The sequence below is a fragment of the Sulfitobacter sp. GN1-4 genome (genome assembly GCF_055693825.1).
In genome coordinates, this window is sequence record NZ_JBVFUQ010000003.1 from 2,933,907 (window position 1) to 2,952,045 (window position 18,139).

The 18,139-nt window shown below is 56.0% G+C and carries 20 protein-coding genes; 11 read left to right on the top strand and 9 right to left on the bottom strand.

Annotated features, from left to right (window positions below; genetic code table 11):
• Positions 1–49: 49 nt before the first annotated feature.
• Positions 50–517 (bottom strand): MarR family winged helix-turn-helix transcriptional regulator, encoded by a 468-nt coding sequence (locus tag ACZ1HM_RS15050; RefSeq protein WP_472743491.1) that lies wholly within the window; start codon positions 515–517, stop codon positions 50–52.
• 122 nt (positions 518–639) lie between these two features.
• Here ACZ1HM_RS15050 and ACZ1HM_RS15055 point away from each other — a divergent pair, with 122 nt between their 5' ends.
• The 4 genes from ACZ1HM_RS15055 (at position 640) to ACZ1HM_RS15070 (ending at position 4,465) form a co-directional block, all read left to right on the top strand.
• Positions 640–1,158, top strand: a complete 519-nt coding sequence (locus ACZ1HM_RS15055) for a TRAP transporter small permease subunit (RefSeq protein ID WP_472743492.1) — start codon at positions 640–642, stop codon at positions 1,156–1,158.
• Complete coding sequence (locus ACZ1HM_RS15060; protein WP_472743493.1) at positions 1,155–2,465, top strand: TRAP transporter large permease; 1,311 nt, start codon at positions 1,155–1,157, stop codon at positions 2,463–2,465. The genes ACZ1HM_RS15055 and ACZ1HM_RS15060 overlap by 4 nt, the downstream gene beginning before the upstream one ends.
• A gap of 14 nt (positions 2,466–2,479) precedes the next feature.
• Entirely contained in the window at positions 2,480–3,496 is a 1,017-nt protein-coding gene (locus ACZ1HM_RS15065; RefSeq protein ID WP_472743494.1) for a TRAP transporter substrate-binding protein, read from the top strand.
• Positions 3,497–3,562: 66 nt separating this feature from the next.
• The gene (locus ACZ1HM_RS15070; RefSeq protein ID WP_472743495.1) at positions 3,563–4,465 is read left to right on the top strand and encodes an alpha/beta fold hydrolase; all 903 of its coding nucleotides are present in this window, start codon (positions 3,563–3,565) and stop codon (positions 4,463–4,465) included.
• A gap of 82 nt (positions 4,466–4,547) precedes the next feature.
• On the opposite strand, the gene ACZ1HM_RS15075 is transcribed toward ACZ1HM_RS15070, so the two are convergent.
• A complete protein-coding gene (locus ACZ1HM_RS15075; protein ID WP_472743496.1) occupies positions 4,548–5,495 on the bottom strand; it encodes a LysR family transcriptional regulator in 948 nt (315 codons plus the stop codon).
• Positions 5,496–5,594: 99 nt separating this feature from the next.
• Between ACZ1HM_RS15075 and ACZ1HM_RS15080 the strand changes: the two genes are divergently transcribed.
• The 6 genes from ACZ1HM_RS15080 (at position 5,595) to ACZ1HM_RS15105 (ending at position 11,480) form a co-directional block, all read left to right on the top strand.
• Positions 5,595–6,785 carry a CaiB/BaiF CoA transferase family protein gene (locus ACZ1HM_RS15080; protein ID WP_472743497.1) on the top strand — a complete coding sequence of 397 codons (1,191 nt, stop codon included), beginning with the start codon at positions 5,595–5,597 and terminating at the stop codon, positions 6,783–6,785.
• A complete protein-coding gene (locus tag ACZ1HM_RS15085; protein ID WP_472743498.1) occupies positions 6,782–7,621 on the top strand; it encodes a beta/alpha barrel domain-containing protein in 840 nt (279 codons plus the stop codon). The genes ACZ1HM_RS15080 and ACZ1HM_RS15085 overlap by 4 nt, the downstream gene beginning before the upstream one ends.
• A gap of 130 nt (positions 7,622–7,751) precedes the next feature.
• Positions 7,752–8,750: a TRAP transporter substrate-binding protein DctP gene (gene dctP, locus ACZ1HM_RS15090; protein ID WP_472743499.1), complete on the top strand. Its 999-nt coding sequence runs from the start codon at positions 7,752–7,754 to the stop codon at positions 8,748–8,750.
• Between the two features lies 1 nt (position 8,751).
• Positions 8,752–9,282, top strand: coding sequence for a TRAP transporter small permease subunit (locus ACZ1HM_RS15095; protein WP_472743500.1), 531 nt, complete (start codon positions 8,752–8,754; stop codon positions 9,280–9,282).
• Positions 9,279–10,565: a TRAP transporter large permease gene (locus ACZ1HM_RS15100; RefSeq protein ID WP_472743501.1), complete on the top strand. Its 1,287-nt coding sequence runs from the start codon at positions 9,279–9,281 to the stop codon at positions 10,563–10,565. Before ACZ1HM_RS15095 ends, ACZ1HM_RS15100 begins: the two co-directional genes overlap by 4 nt.
• Positions 10,566–10,850: 285 nt before the next feature.
• Complete coding sequence (locus ACZ1HM_RS15105) at positions 10,851–11,480, top strand: LysE family translocator (RefSeq protein ID WP_472743502.1); 630 nt, start codon at positions 10,851–10,853, stop codon at positions 11,478–11,480.
• Between the two features lie 172 nt (positions 11,481–11,652).
• Here the strand turns inward: ACZ1HM_RS15105 and ACZ1HM_RS15110 are convergent, their stop codons facing one another.
• The 5 genes from ACZ1HM_RS15110 to ACZ1HM_RS15130 all read right to left on the bottom strand — a co-directional run bounded on the left by ACZ1HM_RS15110 (position 11,653) and on the right by ACZ1HM_RS15130 (position 15,844).
• Positions 11,653–12,396, bottom strand: a complete 744-nt coding sequence (locus ACZ1HM_RS15110) for a metallophosphoesterase family protein (protein WP_472743503.1) — start codon at positions 12,394–12,396, stop codon at positions 11,653–11,655.
• A gap of 378 nt (positions 12,397–12,774) precedes the next feature.
• Entirely contained in the window at positions 12,775–13,479 is a 705-nt protein-coding gene (locus tag ACZ1HM_RS15115) for a hypothetical protein (protein ID WP_472743504.1), read from the bottom strand.
• Positions 13,476–13,667 carry a helix-turn-helix transcriptional regulator gene (locus tag ACZ1HM_RS15120; protein WP_472743505.1) on the bottom strand — a complete coding sequence of 64 codons (192 nt, stop codon included), beginning with the start codon at positions 13,665–13,667 and terminating at the stop codon, positions 13,476–13,478. Before ACZ1HM_RS15120 ends, ACZ1HM_RS15115 begins: the two co-directional genes overlap by 4 nt.
• Before the next feature lie 97 nt (positions 13,668–13,764).
• Positions 13,765–14,754, bottom strand: a complete 990-nt coding sequence (locus tag ACZ1HM_RS15125; RefSeq protein WP_472743506.1) for a hypothetical protein — start codon at positions 14,752–14,754, stop codon at positions 13,765–13,767.
• Positions 14,735–15,844: a tyrosine-type recombinase/integrase gene (locus tag ACZ1HM_RS15130; RefSeq protein ID WP_472743507.1), complete on the bottom strand. Its 1,110-nt coding sequence runs from the start codon at positions 15,842–15,844 to the stop codon at positions 14,735–14,737. Before ACZ1HM_RS15130 ends, ACZ1HM_RS15125 begins: the two co-directional genes overlap by 20 nt.
• Positions 15,845–16,085: 241 nt before the next feature.
• On the opposite strand from ACZ1HM_RS15130, the gene ACZ1HM_RS15135 reads away from it, so the two are divergent.
• A complete protein-coding gene (locus ACZ1HM_RS15135; RefSeq protein ID WP_472743508.1) occupies positions 16,086–16,370 on the top strand; it encodes a hypothetical protein in 285 nt (94 codons plus the stop codon).
• On the opposite strand, the gene ACZ1HM_RS15140 is transcribed toward ACZ1HM_RS15135, so the two are convergent.
• A complete protein-coding gene (locus tag ACZ1HM_RS15140; protein WP_472743509.1) occupies positions 16,364–17,623 on the bottom strand; it encodes a TRAP transporter large permease in 1,260 nt (419 codons plus the stop codon). The two genes, ACZ1HM_RS15135 and ACZ1HM_RS15140, sit on opposite strands and share 7 nt — an antisense overlap.
• The gene (locus tag ACZ1HM_RS15145; protein WP_472743510.1) at positions 17,620–18,111 is read right to left on the bottom strand and encodes a TRAP transporter small permease; all 492 of its coding nucleotides are present in this window, start codon (positions 18,109–18,111) and stop codon (positions 17,620–17,622) included. The genes ACZ1HM_RS15140 and ACZ1HM_RS15145 overlap by 4 nt, the downstream gene beginning before the upstream one ends.
• Positions 18,112–18,139: the final 28 nt, after the last annotated feature.

Sequence of the window (18,139 nt, forward strand, 5' to 3'; positions counted from 1 at the left end):
ACACTCAAGGTAATCAGATAGCCCGATCCAACCAGTAAGCAGTCTGATGCTAACTTGGTGCAGACAGTTTCCATGTCTCAACGCTACGAGCGATCTTGTTCAACGTCTTCATAAGCGCATCCTGTTCGGCTTGCGTGAGACATTCCAGAAGTCGCGCCTCAGCTGCTTCAAACTGTGAAACTATCCTGTCGTGCACGGCCTGCCCTTCATCAGTGATGTTCAGGACTTGCCGTCGTGTATCGACTTTGTCTCGTGAGCGGCTGATCAGTCCTTTCTTTTCCAAAGACCCAACGGCCCGACTGACTGTGTTTGAAGGCTGCTCTGTAACCTCACAGATATCTCTTGCGTGTACGTCGTGCCTAAAACTGACACACATTAAGACCGTAAGTTCGGGTCGGATGATCCCCAGATCGCGTTCCATTTGGCGCAGGATCGGTTCGCGCATGAAGTTGGTGATAAAGGCGATACGGTACCCGATTGGGAAAGATACCCCATCCAGAATGTCGATCAGTTTCATGAGCCTGACGATAGCCCAAAAAAGAGATTGCTCCATATGGAAATATATTGTTCCATGTGGAAATATATTGTTCCATGTGGAGGAGTTTTACTCCATATGGAGCTAAATGAAGGAGGACCGCGGTGCTTGACCGCATCGAGCATTGGTGCCTGAGCATTCTTGGGGTTTGCTTGATTGTGCTGATGACTGCGATTGTTGCGCAGGTCATATGCAGCGCTTTTGACGTAAACCCCATCGCCATTCTTGACAGCGCGCTCCTGCTTGTTGGCGATCAGATCACCTTGAACTCGCTGCTGGATTCTCAGTGGCACCTGTTGGTGATCACCGGTCTGTTGCCGACCGGGCTGGTTTGGCTGATGGATCGCCACGTGCGGGTGGATTTCATCTACCAACGTCAAAGCAAAACCGCGCAGGCCCGGATCAATCTGATAGGAAACCTGGTCTTCGCAGCGCCGTTCTTTGCGCTTGTTCTGCCTGCGGCCTGGACATTTACCCAACGTGCCTGGAAGTCGGATGAAGGCTCACGCAACGCGGGGCTGAACGATTTGTGGCTAATCAAATCCATCCTGCCATTTGGGCTTTGGCTTTTGGCGCTGGCGGTGCTGTTTGAAAGCCTGAAACTGATCAGGACGGTCAAATGAGTGAAAGCGTGCTTCCCTTGGCGATGGCGGCCCTGACGCTGACCGGCATCCTGCTGGGGTACCGGGTGGGCATGGTGCTGGCGGGTGCTGCGGCACTGTTCATCCTTATCTCTGATCTGCCGGTGGCGTTCTTCAACCTGCTGGTCAGTCGCATCTATGCCAATGTGCTGTCGAACTGGCTGTTGGTGGCGATCCCCATGTTCATTCTGATGGGATTGATCCTGGAGACATCCGGCGTCGCCGAGCGCTCCTTGCGCGCGGCCCAGCGGGCCTTGGGCGGGAGTGCTGCTGGCATGGGCCTGTCGGTTCTGGTGATCGGCATTCTCTTGGCCGCTTCTTCCGGGATTGTTGGGGCGTCTGTTGTGTTGCTCGCACTCTTGGCGCTGCCGCGGTTGCAAGAAGCGGGCTATGATAAGCCAACCTCTGCTGGACTTGTCGCATCCTCTGGCACGCTTGCCATTTTGATCCCGCCATCGGTGATGTTGATCGTGCTGGGCGATCAGTTGCAGACACCGGTGCCGGACATGTTTGCCGGGGCAATTGGACCGGGTCTGCTGCTCGTCGTCGCTTACGGGGCATTTGTCGCCTGGCGCGCGCGAGGTCTGGCCGGATTGGGCAACACCGAACGGCTGCCCGTGACGCAGCTGCTGTTTGATCTCGGTCCCCTTTTGGCGCTCGTTGTCTCGGTCCTGGGCTCCATCATTGCCGGAATCGCAACCCCGACTGAGGCCAGCGGGCTTGGCGCGTTTGGCGCGGTTCTGATCACGATCCTGTACAAGCGGTTCAGCCTGGCCATGCTGATGAAAGCCGCCAGGCAAACGGTCGTGACCACGGCGCTCGTCCTCTTTGTGATGATCGGTGCCACGTGTTTTTCGGCCGTGTTCAAAGGCATCGGTGGCGATGATCTGGTCGAGGCCGGGATCACCGCGTTTGGCACAGAACCGTTCGTTGTCTTGGCTGTGGTAATGGGCGCGATTTTCCTTTTGGGGTTCGTGTTGGACTGGCTTGAGATCACGCTGATCCTGATGCCAATCTTTGCGCCCATTGTCGCCGCGCTTGATTTTGGAAACGGTCTGGCGGGTCAGGATCTGTTGATCTGGTTCGGCATTCTGGTCGCGGTTAACCTTCAAACGAGTTTTCTGACACCACCCTTCGGCTTCTCTCTTTTCTATCTACGCGGAGCCGCAGGCGATGCCCTGACGACCCCGGACATCTATCGCGGTGTCCTGCCCTTCATCGCCCTTCAGGTGCTGGTGTTGGTGCTTTTGATCTTATTCCCCGGGCTGATCACCGGGTTCACATCATGAAAGGGAGGAATATCATGAAAAAGATGATCATGGCGGCGGCGTTGGCCGCCCTTGCAAGCGGTGCACAAGCGGACAGCCTCAACATGCAAAGCGCCTTTGGTGGGTTGCCTGTGCTTGATCCGACAGCCAAACGGTTTGTGGCAAATGTCAGCGCTCTGACGGGCGGTGAGGTCGAGTTCAACTATCTGCTGGCTGGTGAAATGTCACCGCCGTTTGAGATTTTCGATAACGTCAGCGTGGGTGCCATTGACGCGGGCTGGTCCTTTGCCGCCTACGCCTCGGGCAAGGAACCGGCAGCTGCGCTCTTTGGCTCTGTCCCGTTTGGCGGTGATCCGCTGTCTTATGTCAGCTGGCTGCATCACGGCGGCGGGCTGGAGCTTTGGCAGGAGATTTATGCCCCCTACAATCTGGTGCCCATGGCCTGCGGCGTGATCATGTCCGAGGCGGGTGGCTGGTACACCAAGGAGATCAACGCGCCGGAAGACTTCCAGGGTCTCAACATCCGGATTGGCGGGCTGGGCGGGACAATCCTCGCCAAACTGGGGGCAAATGCGATGTCCCTGCCTGCGGGCGAAATCTCAACCTCGCTGGAGACAGGCCGGCTGGATGCAACCGAGCTCAGCTTTCCGCTGGTCGACAAGCTCCTTGGCTTCGACAAGGTCGCCAAGAACTACTATTTCCCCGGGTGGCACCAACCGGCGGGCTTCATCGAGTTCTACATGAACAAGGACAAGTGGGACGGCTTGACTGATAACCAGCGCACCGCCATCGAAGTGTCCTGTGCGGATGCGAACCTCTACGCCATGGGCGTTGCAGGTGGTGCACAAAGCGCGGTGTTGGAGGAATTCCGGGCCAATGGCGTTGACGTCAAGCGCTTTCCCGATGCGGTGATGGATGCCCTTCGGGCTGCAGCAGATGAGGTCTATGGCGAAAAGTCTGCTGAAGACGAAATGTTCAAGCGCGTCATCGACAGCTACCGCGCCTATGCAGCGGCCTATACGGAGTATCAGGACCTCAGCGACCTTAACTGAACCTCCCAGCCTCGCCCCTTTTCAAAAAAGGGGCGGGGCGTTATCTCTGAAGGAAATCGGGCATCTGTGACCTATCGCTTGCGTGACTTTGGCTCCTACACCGTTGGTGGCCGCGTGCATCATCAGCGCGAGGGCACCCCATTCACAGTGAATTTCACCAGATCAGCGAGTTATGAGGTTGATCCAAGGGGGCATTTTGCGATTGAGCACGGCTATGTGCAGTACTTTATTCCGCAAGACAAAGTCGCCGAGCCGCCGGTAGTACTGGTGCATGGCGGTGGCATGTCGGGCAGTTGTTGGGAAACAACACCCGATGGGCGCCCAGGCTGGCTGCATCTGCTGTTGCAAGCCGGGTTTGAGGTGCATGTTTTGGACAATATGGAGCGGGGTCGCGCAGGGTTTGCGCCGGGTCACTGGGACGGCGAGCCACTCTTGAGGTCAATGGAGGAGGCTTGGAACCTCTTTCGCTTTGGACCGCCCGAGGGGTTCAAAAGTAGGACTGCCTTTCGCGATCAAAAGTTCCCCGTCGATCAGTTAGAACAATTGGTGCGCAGTTTCGTGCCACGTTGGTTAAACACAACCAGCCAACAAACTCAGGTCTTGCTCGATGCGCTGGAACGAATTGGCCCGGCCCATGTTTTTTGTCACAGTCAGGGTGGCGAGATCGCGTTTGACGCTCAGGCCAAGGCGCCGGCATATTTCGCCTCTATCGTCGCGCTAGAGCCTTCGGCGTCGCCTGCGTCCTTCGATCAACTGGGAGACATGCCAATCTGTTGTGTTATAGGGGATTTTCTTGACATAAACGCGTTGTGGCAGCAGCGCCGCACGGATTGGAACCGCCTCGCTCTGGCACCGCGCGGGCAGTTGATTGGGTCGGATAATCTTGGCCCCGGCAACAGCCACATGTTGATGCAAGACAGCAACTCTGCACGGGTGCTGAACGCGATTTTGGACTGGATCGGAAGATGATTTGAACGCGGTATAAGGTCTTTCCAAACACTAGAAAGCCACCGCAATGCTTCAAGTCAGCTGGTAACAGCGAACAATCGGCCTAGTTCTGCACGCGCTCCACCAAAGACGGTGTGGCGGTGGCGTTCCAGTGTTTCGACGCGATGGCTTGCATGGTCAGCTCCAGGCACAGCTGCCGCACCGCTTCCAACGCGAAAGTCGCGGGCCGATCGCTCATTTCTCCAATATACAGAGTTCGGTTCAGCTTTGGCTTTTTGATCGGGCGAGACACCAGGGCACCAGACTCAAGGTGCTCACGCAGGATAAACTCAGTCCCGACCAAACATCCGATGCCTGCCAACAGCGAGTCGCCAATGGCCGCAATTGAGTTCATCTGAAATTGCGCCTTCGCCTCGATGCGTTTGAGCAACGACGGGTCATCCATCACGGCACGGGTGTTCACCCCTTGCCGCAGGATAATCAACGGCAATTCCAGCAAAGCATCAAAGGTAATGGAACCACGGCCACCGATGACATCCGGGCGGCCCACAAGCACCACATCCTCTTCGAGAACAGGCACAAACCTAAATCTTGGATCGGGAAGCTGGTTGTAGGTGAGGGTCAAATCCACGCTCGATGACGAAAGTTGCTCCGCCGTCGCGCCGGAGAAAATCTCGGACAGGTGTAGCCGGACATTGGGATAGGCACGTGAGACCTGGCGCATCAAGGGTACGCCAATGGCCTTTACCGCCGAATGCGCAAATCCGACCGAAACTTCACCGGCCACCTTTGTCCCTGTTGCCTTGATGTCCGCCTGTGCGGCTTCCATCGACCGCAAGATCGCCCGCGCATGTTCGTAAAGCCGCGCGCCGGAGGCCGTGGGGCGCACACCCCTTGGAAGCCGCTCAAACAGCGGCGTGCCAAGCTCGACTTCCAGGTTGGCCAGATGCCTGCTGAGCGCAGAGACTGCGACCCTTTCGCGTTCGGCGGCGCGGGCAAGAGCCCCTTCTTCAAAAATCGCGGCGAAGTATCGAAGCTGTCTGCTGTCCATGCTTTCTCAATATCAGAAAGTATGCATCGTAACATTATAATTTTGAGGAATATCGGCATCGTCTAGTGTTGCAGATATGGACGCAGGGAGGGCTTCCAGGTGGCAGATCAATTCAAACCGCTTGATGGCGTTCGGGTCGTGGAGATGACCCATATGATCATGGGTCCAAGCTGTGGCCAGATCCTCGCCTACTTCGGGGCGGAGGTCATAAAGGTCGAGCCGCCCGCAGGCGACAAGACGCGCCATCTGACGGGTATGGGGCGCGGGTTCTACCCCAGTTTCAACCGCGGGAAAAAGTCGATCACCCTCGACCTGAAATCGAAGGCCGGGACCTCTGCTCTGGACGCCCTTCTGGCAACCTCGGATGTCTTTATCGAGAATTTCCGCGACCAGTCGCTTGCAAAGATGGGCTTTGCGCCGTCGGTGCTGCGCGAAAAACACCCCAAGCTAATCGTCGCGTCCTGCAAAGGCTTCTTGCATGGTCCCTACCAGGACCGCACCGCGATGGACGAGGTCGTTCAGATGATGACCGGCATCGCCTATATGACCGGGCCAACGGGGCGTCCCCTGCGCATTGGGTCATCGGCCAATGACATCATGGGGGGGCTCTTTGGTGCCTTTGCGGTGCTTGGGGCTTTGCTGGAACGGAAGGAAACCGGGCAAGGCCGCGCGGTGCGCGTCGGTCTCTTTGAGAACTGTCTGATGTTGGTCATGCAGCATATGGTCCAATTCGAATTGGAAGGGCGCGAACCCTCCCCCATGCCGGAGCGCGAGTTTTCCTGGCCGGTCTATGACATTTTCGACACCCTCGACGATCGGCAGATTTTTGTCGGGGCAGTGACAGAAGGGCATTGGGGTATTTTGTGCAAAGCCATCGGGTTGGAACACCTTATAGAGGACAACCGACTCCAAACGAAGATGGATCAGATCAACGCGCGGAAATGGACGGTCCCGATCTTCGCTGAGGCGATTGCGAAGCGGGATTTTGATGCGCTCATAGAGATGTTCGAGGCGTCTGGCATCCCCTTCTCGCCCATCAATCGCCCGGCGGATATGTACCGTGATCCGCACGTCATGCGCCCCGGGGGCCTGCACAAATCCCATTTGCCGGGTGGTCAGGCGTTTCGCGCGCCGGGCTTGCCGATTGAGGTGGATGGAGACATCCCAGCGCCTGCATCGCTCAATGTAGCTGATGTCGGTGATGACACCGCAGCCATCCTGGCAGAGATTGGTCTGTCCCCTGCCGAGGCGCGGGCAGCAAGCGGTTCCGAGCGGAGGAAGACGGCATGAGCCGCGTCCAAGCCGCATATCCCCCGGACGAGGTGATCCTGCGCGAGGTCGGCTTGCGCGACGGTTTGCAGATGGTGGGGCGCTTTCCATCGACAGAGGCCAAAGCCGAATGGCTGCACCTTGCGGCGGCGGCAGGCGTGACGCATTTTGAGGTCGGGTCTTTCCTGCCAGCCAAGGCGATGCCGCAGTTTGCCGATGTCAGGCACGTCATCGGAGCTTGCGATGATCTTGGTCTTCATTCTGCGGCACTTGCCCTGAACGAACGTGGGGTTGAGGACGCCCTGCAAACGCCTGTCAGCGAGATTGTCACGGTCGTTTCCGCGACCGAAGAACACAGCCGGGCCAATGCCCAACGGTCCCGCGACAACGCAATTGCACTGGTCCGCAGAACCGTCGACCTTGCCCGCGCCGCTGACACGCAGCCGCTTGTTCAGGCGGGCATCTCGATGGCTTTCGGATGCTCGATTGCGGGCGAAGTTGACCCCGACGACGTGGTGCAGGTGGCCGCGCGCTGTGCAGAGGCGGGCGCGGACCTCATCGGACTGGCTGACACCGTGGGCTTTGCCGGGCCAGCGCAGATCAGCGATTTGGTCACGCGCCTGCGGCGCGAAATCGGTGACACCGTCCTGAGCATCCATCTACACGACACCCGTGGCATGGGGGTGGCAAACGCCTCCGCCGCTTTGGATGCGGGCGTGCGCGTGATTGACGGCTCTCTTGGTGGTCTTGGGGGTGTCCCTTTGCGCCGGGGGCCACCGGGAATGTGGTCTTTGAAGACCTTGTGTTCCTGTGCGAGCGCAACGGCTTTGAGACAAGCATCGATCTGGAGAAACTGATGGCGGTTCGGGAAATCGCCGCCTCGGAAATGCCCCAGGAACAGCTTTACGGCGCGCTCGCCCGCGCCGGAGCACCGCGCCAGATCAACTGGCGGGCCTAAAGACGACCTAAACAAAAGTGGAGGAGACTATGAATATCCAAAAGACAACCGCAGCAGCCCTTTTGGCAGCGACAACACTGAGTGCTCCAGCCTTTGCGGAAGCAACCGAGATGCGCTGCAGCCACCAACTGCCGCCAGCGCACCACATCGCAAAGGTGATCGATCAGTGGGCCGCTGAGATTGAGACCCTGTCAAACGGGGAGATTGACGTGCAGATCTTTGGCGCCAACAGTCTTGTGGGCGCGCGCGAAAACATCGCCTCTGTCGCCAAAGGCAATATTGAGTGCGCCTTCTCGATCAATCCGCAGTGGGGCAAGACACTGCCGATCATGAACGTCACGCTCAAGCCCTATGCGGTTACGGACCTGGACACCCTTGCGGAATGGCCGAGCAGCGAAGCGGCGGCTTTCCTTGACGAAAAGCTCCTGGAGAAGGGCGTCAAGAACGCAGTCTGGCTCTTTACCACCCGGATGACAGCGATGACGTCGAAAGGATCGCCACTGATCAACCCCGAAGATTTCGATGGCGTGAAAATTCGTGGGCTAAACCCGGTGGCAGATGCGGGCCTTGTGGCCATGGGTGCCGCGCCCTCGGCAATGTCGGGCTCAAAGGTCTATGAGGCGCTGTCGACCGGCGTGATCGACGCGGGCATGACTGATATTGCGGCGGCCTATTCGCGCAAATACTTCGAGGTGCAGGATCACGTGACGGTTGTGCCGCTCTTCAGCGTGTTCTTCCACGGCTATCTGAACCCGGCCTGGTATGACGGTCTGACGGACGCTCAAAAAGCCGCGATTGACGAAGCGGGTGCAAAGGCGGCGGAATGGGCCGTGGCCGCCTCGGAAGAGGCCTCAGCCTCTGCCCCCGCGCAGTTGGAAGAAAACGGCATGAAGGTCCATTTCCAGACGCCAGAAGAAGAAGCTGCCCGGAAGGCCCTCATGGTGCCTGCCTATGACACGTCTTTTGGCGATGCGACAGGTGAAGACGGCGTCAAACTGCTGGAACTGATCAGTCAGATCTCCAACTGAGATGAAGCTTGATCTGGAAGACACAGCCCCCGAGGCCCTACCGGTCTCGGGGGTGGAAAGGGCCGCCCGCCTGGTGACGTTGACCGGCGCTGGCATCGCCGCCCTTTTGGTTCTCATCGTTTTTGCAGTGGTCTCCTACAGCGTCTTCATGCGCTACGTGCTTGGCACCCCCGTTACCTTCTCGGATGAGCTGAATGGTTTCATCGTTGTGGCGATGGTGGCCCTTGGCGCGGGCGAAGTTCTGCTGCGGGGGGAGCATTTCGGGGTTGATCTGCTGACCGAGCGCGCAGGCCCCCGCACCCAATGGCTGGTAGACATATGGGGGATGGTCGGCGTGATCATCGTGGCCTCCGCCGTGCTTTATAGCGCCGTCCTAATGGTGCAGTTTTCCTATGACTTCGGCGTTTATTCCGAAGGGTATCTGGGCGTGCAGATGTGGATCCCGCAAGGGTTCCTGTTGATCGGCATGATGATCCTCATCCTGGCGGCTGTGGCGCGCATATTCACACTTTTGACGGTGCGCAGGCCATGATGACGTTCCTCATCCTCGCGGGGCTAATCGTCCTGCTGCTGACAGGCATGCCGATCTTTGCAGGCCTTGGTCTCACCTCACTGATCATTATGATGCTGACCGAAGGCAACGTGAACTCCGCCGCCGACACGGTCTTTGCCAAGCTGAACAACGGGCTTTTGACGGCCATCCCAATGTTCGCCTTCATGGCCCATGTCATGATCCGCGCAGGCGTGGTGAAAGACCTTTATGATGCGGCCAACGCCATGGTGGGCCATCTAAAGGGCGGCCTCGGCGTCGCCACAATCCTGTCCTGCACCATCTTTGCGGCCATATCAGGGTCCTCTGTCGCCACCGCGTTGACCATCGGTTCAACCGCCATCCCGCAGATGAAGCGTTACAACTACAAGCCAAGCTATTCTTACGGCGTGATCGCAGCGGGAGGCACGCTGGGCATCCTGATCCCGCCGTCAGGGCCGCTGATCCTCTACGCTATCGTGACGGAAGCCTCCATCGGCGCGCTGTTCCTTGCGGGGCTGATCCCCGGCATCATGATGGCCACCATCTTTGCCGTCTGGGCAATGGTCAGCGCAGGTTTCGGCGGCACCGTGGTTGCGCAGCCCTTTGCCGGGATGGGCGTCATCTGGGCGCGGATGAAACAGTCGATCTGGGCGCTGCTGATGCCGCCGGTCGTGCTGGGCGGCATATACCTTGGTATCTTCACCGCAACAGAAGCGGCGGCCATCGGGTGTCTTTATGCACTGGTGATCAGTGTCGTCGTCTACCGGAATTTTGGTTTCAGCGATCTTTGGATCACCGCCTTTGAGACAGTACGCACCACCGCCATGCTGTTCATGATCCTCGCTGCTGCAGCCCTCTTTGGACATGCCGTGACGATCATCCGCTTGCCGATTGAAATCGTGGAACAGGTCACGGCCATCGGCCTAAGCCCAGCTATATTCGTTGTTGCAGTCATGTGTCTGATCTTGGTCCTCGGGATGTTTTTAGAGACAATCTCAATCATCCTAATCACGACACCAATCGTGTTCCCGGTCATGTTGGCGCTCGGAATTGACCCGATCTGGTACGGCATCCTCCTGATGATTAATCTTGAACTGGCCCTAATAACACCACCCGTGGGTATGAACCTATTTGTCATCAAGGGTATCGCCAAAGCCCCACTGTCAGAAGTCATTCGAGGTGCCCTGCCTTATGCCGCATTGATGCTGCTCGGGTTGATATTGGTATTTGCGTTTCCCGCACTGTCGACTTGGCTGCCAGAAGCGGCAGGTTTTGGCGGGTGAACTGCAAGCTTATAGGCTGTGTCCAGAAGCAAAGTCAGCCCGATCTTTTCCGGCTTAGCCGGACGCGTAAGCGGTCATATGTTAATTAGATTGCTCTATGGAAGCTTTGCACAATAATGCCGCCTTTCGATCGAAACGCAGCTTATGGCCGCAAAGAGGCCATACCTCCCAAATTGCTGCAATGAGGCGAATGTCCGGTAACTGGTAGTCCGGGTGGCGAAATGCCGCCCTCGTGAAAATCGACCGAACTGCTAGTGACAATGGACTACTTGCACGGAGAACATGATGCCACCAGTAGAACTGCTTTTTCCATTCCTGGCCGCAACGGCGATTTTCGCGTTCACACCCGGCCCTGGAATGCTCTATATGGCTGTTCAAACAATGGCCCACGGAGCAAGGGCGGGATGGCTCAGTTCCGTCGCATTTCACCTCGCGTCCTATTTGCACATCTTTGCGGCTGCTTTCAGTGTGACTGTTCTTCTGCAAACCGCGCCAATCTTGTTGATCGTTCTCAAGATCACTGGGGGTTGTTACTTGATTTGGATGGGAGTCCGACTGTGGAAACGCCCAAGACTCGATGTTGCAACAAGCCAATCAGACGCGAAATCTTCGCGACGGGCTTTTCGCGATAGTCTCACCGTCGAAGTACTGAACCCGAAATCCGCACTCTTCTATTTCGCCTTTCTACCCCAATTCACAACACTAGATGCGACCTCTCCAGTTTGGTTGCAAATCCTAGCACTCGGCGTCATCGCCAATGTAGCCTTCAGCCTTTCGGACATCGTTTGTATCGTTTTTGCGCGACTTGTTGCGGCCAAAGCAGCAGCCTCGGCTCGCCTTGTAGCGTGGGGGCGATGCCTCGGAGGCACCATTCTTATCGCATTGGGTGCAAGGATCGTCGCGGATGCGCGCTAGTTCAACGGACATTCACTACCGGCAATGGAACGGCAGCAAAGTCCCCGCTGCAGGTTTTGACGGGGTCACCAGCTAATGACTGCTTTGAGCCCAAAACCACCAATGCTGCAAAGTGAAGCAATGGCTGCTAACAGCTTCAAAGCTTGCGAAAATACTGAGCGCTTTGATACGCCTACTCTTCAAACCAGCCTGTTTGCAAAGCGCGGGCCCAACTGCTCCGCCCGTTTCGCAACGCGCAATCACTGGCCCTTTTTGTATCGTAAGAGATAGAGCGGAAAGTGGCGCTCCAATCGCCGTTCCGCCTTTCCAATAAAGCATATGACGCGTTTGGGTTACCCGTTTGCATGTGATGGTAGACTGGCAAGTGATCGTCGTAGGCCGGACAACCGACACTTCCGGGATTCACTATCAGGCGACCATCCGGCAACCGAACGCATCGTGGGATGTGAGTGTGGGCGCATAGAATGAGTTTTGCCTCTAGACCGTTGGCTTCCGCGGTGACTTCTGCCAAATTCGCTGAACGCACAACGCCGTTTTGCGTTACGCGTTCAAGCCAATAGGTAGAGTCGCTTGTCGGAGTAGCATGGCATAGAAAGACGTCTCCATAGATAGCTCGTGTTGTTGGAAGGTCAGCTATCCAGCGCAGGTGTTGTTCCGACAGTTGATCAAAGGCCACCCGATCCGAAGGCCCCATTTCAGATGGATCTTGTTCAATGAGATATCGATCATGATTGCCTCGAACTGAGACAAAATCGCGATCCATGAGCAGAGTTGCAGTCCGTGCGGCATCTATTGGGCCACTGAAGAAATCGCCGAGATTCACAGCGTCCTTGACCCCAAGGCTATCCATGTCTTGAAGCACCGCCTCTAGTGCAAATGAGTTGCCATGTATGTCAGCGAGCGCCGCAAATTTCATATCCGAAACACCAAGTCCAAGAATGTTATAGTCGGAGCATACAAACCAAAGAAACAGACGTTAAGGCCTGGCCGTGAAACGGCAACTTTGTCCCGCAAAACGGACCACACACCAGCTCGTGGCAAGGGACCGCTTTCTGCGTATTTGCTGCTCGAAGTTCTTCACAGGGAATACTGTACGGCACCTCAACCTACACTCCAAAGACTGCCACATGGGATAGTGAGCGGGCACGAAAACCACAACAACAACCACAATCGAAGCATCCCAAATCCCACGCAAAACGAGATAAGACGGGGTGTGAATGACCCGTGTGTCAAACCCGGTCAGGAAGGACCCACGTGGTCGGGCGAGCTCCAAGCTGATTTGGTTATTCAAGCACTACAGCGACGAAGATGTTTCCCTTGCCAGGAGGCTACCAAAATACAGCAAGTATTCGGAGTTCTTATCAGGCGAGCCTTCAGGAAATCGACAGGGCAAAAGGTACTTCCTATCCCTCTTGGTTGCTTCAAGCATTATCGATGGAGCATGAGGCGTGTTCTCAAGGATCCACTTTTTCCAAGCATAAATTGGTCCATCTTCATCCAGACCGATTGCGATCACAGAAAGCCCTGAAGGGCTGGAACTTTGCGCCTTCATTGCTGGCCGAAAAGCCCCAGTGTTATTTTTATGTTCCTTTTCTTGTTTGGTGCCACTCTGCTTGGCCAACCTAGTCAATCCTGATTGACCATCTCGGCAAATAGGGTTGGCATATGCGGTCACTTCATCCTCTTCCGGTTCAAGGACCGAAAAGTCGATGATGTACTTGTTGGATACCCCTTTGCCCCCAGACCAAACACGGATAGCACCACGATGTTTTAGTTCCTTGATTGCATTGGTTACAGACGTTCTGCTGACGAGTAAGCTGGAGGCAAGAAGTCCCTGGCTTGGATCACAGCGCCCATTTTTCCAGTTGCGACGGTGCACAAGTTCCACAAAAACCCTCAGAGCTGTTCTGGTCAGTTTAGGATCGACCTGTGTCCAGTAACGTACAAGTCGGAATTTGTCGCCATACGTCACTTTGCGTGTTTGCTGATTACCCGTCATAGCGAGGCCTGCTGGGACTGCTGCTCGATCCAGTCTTCGACATCACAATTGCGGTAACGCACGGTCCGATGACCGAGTTTGATGAAGTTTGGGCCTTCGCGTTTCATGGCCGCGATTTCAAGGAAGCGGACACTCAGCCCGAAAATCTCTTCCACCTCTTTCCGGGTTAATAGCCTGTTCTTGTCCATAGCTTGCCGATGCCTCTCGAGCTGCTCAAAAGTTGCACGAATTGTCTCATCGCCCTCAGCTTCAGACTATTTGGGGGGCTACAGTTTTCTCACCCTATCAATCTAACTCTCTGATTTCTTTTAATGAAACTCTGCTGCTTACAGGTATCTCGCCAACTTGAGTGTTCACAGCACTCTTGTGATCCCTCCATGCCTCACGCGCAGCGTTTTCCGTGAGACCAAATCTCTCGGTCGCTACTGTAACCAAGTCATTAACGCTTGGCCTTCGACCTTCCGACGCGTAGTCCTGATAGGCCTGCGCCATCCATTTACCTGCCTCCCGGCGAATGACGTGCAAAGGCTTTTGCTGAGCAAACCAGGCGGTCGGCAGATCTGACGAAAAGCAAAAACAGTATGCTGATTTCCGCCGTGCATAGTGGATGTTTGCCGTTTGGGATGGGTGACAAAGGCGTGAGCTCGAAGGCAGCTCTTCACTGGCCAGTATGCGACCTTCCGCAAAAGCCTCCTTGATAAGGCTTTTCCACGAAGCCTCCAGCTCATCTAGCCGCTCAAGAAATTCAAACCACGGCTCGCTCAACTGATAGTAGTGAGAAGATCCATCCAAGAAGTTAGAAAGGCCGGCATCAACCAATCGTTTCGAACGAATTTCGTTCTTTGATACGGACCCGTATTCCACAACTCGTGAGGCTCTATCCTGCATGTAAATTTTGATGGTCTGGTTCATCTGACCGATCAGGTCAGCAGGTCGTTCGGAACACATACTTTGGCGCGTTCTAGCCTCAACTAGGAAGCCTCTACCTGCTGGAAACCAAGGCATCGCATACCCGTCAAGCACGGACTGTCGTTGCCCATTCGCAAATGCGACCTCACTAACACGTTTCAGAATCGCTGGTTCCACGGTCTTTGGCCCGAATACTGAAAGACCAGGAGCCCGCGCTTCCAGATACTCCAGTAGTGGCAGCGGCGGGGTAGGTTGTTTTGGGTCCAGAACTGAGAGGCCCGTCAGCAGCTGTCTGACCGCGCTCACATCATCTAAGGCATCCTGATCGCCAGTCTCATCGACGGCACTATGGCTTAAGATTTTCATGGGCACCGTAATGTAGAACTCCGGTTCTTTTCACTAGCTCATCACAAACATTTTCCATCGCCGGCCTCAGTGCGTCCAGTGATGGCCTGACATATCTGGCCCCGGTGATGGTGATCGGCGTGTGATTGAGCAGCCGACCGACGATCTCTTCGAGAACCCCTGCTTCCATCGCGACCGTCGCGAAGGTGCGCCGGTGCGCATGTGGGGACCAGCTGAGCTTGCGCGTGTTTGTTATCCGCCCGCTGCTGCTTTTGGGGGACGGGAACACCCATTGAGAACTAAGGCCTCTAACAGGCACCAAGATCTCATGGTGGACCTGCAGGATGGGCAGATCAAAGCTCCGGCCATTCTTCGTCATCGGAAGATGAATCCTGTCCTCGTGGATATGCTTCCACTCGAGTTCTAATGCTTCTGACTTCCTGAAGCCTGTGAAGAGCAGCAGCTCGTAGAAGGCGGCGTGGATCGGGTTGTCCAACCCGTCGACCTCATCGCGCCATGCGGATAGGTCCTCGATGATCGTACCGGGCGGACGTTCATCATACCACTCAATCGCCATCGTCGGACACTCGGGGAGATCGTGAACTCTGCGGGCGTGGTTCCACACTGTGCGGAAGTACTTGAGTGTATGGTTTGCTCCGGAGGGCGTGCTCCGCATGGAATGGTGCTTCTCAACAACCATCGATTTGGTGATCTCATCCAGCGGCAGATTGAGCCATTCCTTGAGGTGCAACTCGAACAGTTGGCGTAGGCTCTTGCGGTGTGTCTCTGATCGAAGCTGGGGTCTTGCGAGATAGGCATCTAAAGCAGCTTGCAGCCGTGGCGCGCCGATCTGGATCACCTTGCCAGCCCCCCTGCCCCAATCCAGCGCAAAACCCAAAGCCGTCTGTCGCGCGGTATCCGCCGTGATCAAGGGGTATCGGCCGATCAGCACACGCCTTGTGCGCCCGCCGACGTCCTTCTGGAAATACCAGGTCTTCGCCTTCTTTCCGACGAACATCACCAGGCCCTTTACCTCACTGTCCCAGTGCTTGGCTGTGCCGGTTTCTGTCTGGGGAAGCTTGCGTACGAAGGTCTCTGTGAGCTTTGGCATATGTCGGCTTTTTGTCGGTATACATCAGAAATCATCAGATGCCTCAGGCAGCCATGACAGCTAGATTATTAAATCTTTATAGAATATTAGCAAGCATGTGATACCATCAGAAAAACACACGCTTTGCTTGGAAGGCTGAGGTAATAGCCAGTATACGACGCCCGCTCAGCAGGGTACGGCTTAGGACGTAGAGAAGGTAAGGTCAAGCACATGCTTGTCCGTAAAGGCGGAGGAAGGACATATGAGCAAACCGATTGCTGTGATTATTGGTGTGGGTGACGGTCTTTCAGCCGCCCTCGCCCGCAACTTAAGCGTCGATCATGACCTGGTCCTTGCGGCACGGAGGGCGGGAACCGGACCTTCTCTGCAGGTGCATGCACGCAACTGGCCACAACACAAGCAGACATTCGACCAAGCCTTTTCACTGAAGGCGGCAAAGGTGGACAGCGATTTTTCGGCGCGTTTTGGTCAGAACGTCAAGCGACTAAGACCGTTGCAAAAAACCAAATACAGCCAAAACTACTGAAGCAACGCCATGCTTAGCCATGGAACGAAACTCACAGCGGCCAGCACAAGAAGCATGATCCCGACAAAAGGCACAGCTGCTGCGACGACATCGGTAAATTTCTCTTTGAAGGCCGTCATGGCCACCACCAAGTTGAAGCCAACCGGAGGCGTCAGCAGGCCAATTTCCAGATTGATCACCATGATGATACCGAAATGTACGGGATCAATTCCATAGCTGGCGGCAATGGGCATCAGGATCGGGGCCATGATCAAAATGGCGGCATTGATGTCCATCAGGCAACCCACCGCGAGCAGCAACAGGTTTACGCCCAGAATGAACAGGATCTTGCTTTCGATATTGGTCGTCAGCCACTGCGCGAGGGATTGGGGAACCATTTCAGTGGTCAGCAGGATGTTCAGGCTCATGGCGATTGCAATAATTGGCACGAGCGTGCCAAGAAGCTGCGAGGTCTCCACCACCGTGGCGGCGAGCTTGCGCAACGTGATCTCGCGGTAAATTACGAATTCCACAAAGAGCGCGTAGGCCAGTGCGACGGCAGCGGATTCAGTCGCGGTGAAGTATCCCGAATAGATGCCGCCCAAGAGAATGACTGGCATCAGTAGTGACCAAATGCCTTCCCTCACAGCGCTGAAAAATGCGCGCGCATCAAACTGTGTTTTTGGAAGATGCCTGTTTTTGACCAGCGAATAAGTCAGAAGCACCGAAGTCAGAAGAAGGCCTGGGATCAGCCCTGCGAGGAAGAGATCGGTAATCGAGGTTTCGGTGATGATCCCATAGACAATAAGCGGAATAGAGGGCGGGATGATCACACCTAAAGTGCCCGCGCTGGTGATGGCCCCAAGCGCGTATTTCTTGTCGTATCCCTCGTTCAAAAGTGCGGGGTAGAGGATGGACCCAACTGCCAGCAGGGTGACCATGCTGGAGCCGGAGATCGCCGCAAAGAATGCACATGACAGAATAGACGCCGCACCTAGCCCGCCAGGCAAGGCGCAGGTTGCGCGGCGCATGACATCCACCAACCGCACCGCGATGGATCCCTTTGTCATCACGGATCCCACCAGCATGAACAGGGGGATGGACAGGAACACCTCCTTGTTAACGGCGTTCCACATATCCTCCAGCAGGTATTGGATCTGGCCATCACCGTACACCATGTGGATGTAGGCTGCGCTGAAGAACAGGATCGCGATCAGGTTCTGGCGCAAGGCCAGCAGCAGAAAAATCAGACCAAAGAGAAGCAGCGACATCATTGCTCTGCCACCTGCTCAGCCGGTTTGAGATCTGGCCGCAGCACGAAAATCACAAAGCGGATCGCGGCAGAGAAAAAGCCATAGGGCATGATCCATTGCACTGTCCAAAGCGGGATAAGGATAACGGGGACCGTTTCCTCCCACTGGTAGTTTTCCTGCACCATCGTGAAGGCAAAATACCCCATTGTGGCAAAGGCCATTGCCGATAGCAGATCGCCGAAGCGTGCCACGAAAGGCTGGTGGCGTTTCGGCGTCCAGCCGTCTGCAAAGCGGGGACGCAAATGCTGGTTCTGTGCCGTGGCCAGCCCAAGCCCGAAATAGGCGGTGGCGATGACAAACAGGACCGCCGCGCGTTGCACGCCGTAGATCGAGTAGTTGAAAAACTCACGTGCAAAAACGTCGGAGATCATGGCAAGCGCCACGATTGCGTAGCAGAGGCCCGCCAGCGTGGCCTCCATCAAAAAGAATAAGCGCAAGAAGCGGGCCATGACGTCTCCGGTCCGGGGATGGGGCGGC